Here is a 1,284-nt window from a genome sequence, read left to right as displayed (position 1 = left end):
CCAGAGATAGCGCTATGATGAATAGAGCGATAAGGGGGTTCATGGTTAACCTCATGGTTTGATTTCGACAGGCAAAGACAGCACTGCGATGCGGTGGATAACAGCGGTGATCAGTGCGATGGGTACGACAGCGGTATAAACCAACCAGTCACTATTGAGTGATGTATATGACCACAATGCAAACACGACCAGGGATAGCATTGCGATGACAATCATGATGCTGACGTTGCGGAACACGGCCAGGATGACTGATTTGAAGTTACGGAATAACGCCCCTTCACAGCACACTACCGCTCCGATGAACATGATCATCATTGGCAGGACGAGCAAAACAGTGAACGTCACCAGGCTGTACATGTTGAAATAGATTGGGAGCAATGACAGGAACTCTTGCGGCTGAGTAGTGGGTTCCATTATTAATGGAACGGGAACCTGCGTGGAACCAGTGGCTGCACTGGCTGTTGGCATATAAAGGCTGAAGCACCATAGCGCAAATACCAGCAAGAATGTGGCAATAACACCGGTAAACAAAACCACAAGCAGGTTTCGGATGTGGTTTTTTATGGGGAGTCTTTTACCTGTGATTTTTTGCTGAGTCATTGTCATCATGACCAGCGAGGCGATGAAAACAGGTTGCAGGATGAAAAAACCGATATCGGCCATAGAAAGGCGTTGCATCAGTAGCGCAAGTAATCCTCCGCCAACCAAGATTGGGACTATCAGCATGAGCACCCCATAAATGCTCACAAATGACTTGCACGTTTCGGTGAAAATGGACTTAATCGAATGGGTGCTAACTTTTACATGTCGCATGGTAGACATTGAAAATCCCTAATTTAAATGTTGGTTATTGGCCGCAATGCTTTTGGGGCGACGGATGTGAAATGACATTGACCAGGTCACGACGCTTTCGACGGGAGCAAAGGTCAACAACATTGGAAACAGAAGATTTGGAAAGTGAATCTACCACTTCAGCAGGACGATAGGCCTTCAGGCTAACCCCCTGGAATGTTAACGGGATCCCTTCCCCGCCATCTTCATTACAACAGCCACCGGCGCGCTCATGCAGTTTCATACGCTGCTTACTATCTGCGGCCTATCGGCGAAACTCGTCCATGCTCCGACGATCTGCCAGGCACTTTTCCAGATCGTCGTTGCTCAATGTAAAACGGTAAACCATCAGCTTTAACCAGTATTTAAAGTTGTTCATGACTCTTCCCAAACGGTTTCGAATGGGTTAATTGTCTCATGCAACTACTGCTGACAAAGAACGCAAAGGAGATC

At 47.2% G+C, this 1,284-nt stretch carries 1 protein-coding gene; it reads right to left on the bottom strand.

The genetic code is table 11. The features are described from left to right. Window positions 1-51 precede the first annotated feature (51 nt). Entirely contained in the window at window positions 52-726 is a 675-nt protein-coding gene (locus ACVRRC_RS21795; RefSeq protein ID WP_472997546.1) for a hypothetical protein, read from the bottom strand. Window positions 727-1,284 lie beyond the last annotated feature (558 nt).

It is taken from the genome of Stutzerimonas sp. LR2 (genome assembly GCF_055755175.1).
The sequence above is the reverse complement of the archived record's forward strand: the minus strand, read 5'-3'. Positions and strand labels throughout refer to the sequence as shown.

What these genes read in the sequence shown, in the direction of transcription:
- ACVRRC_RS21795 (WP_472997546.1), bottom strand. Translation starts at nt 726, where the DNA reads ATGCTGATAGTCCCAATCTTGGTTGGCGGAGGATTACTTGCGCTACTG.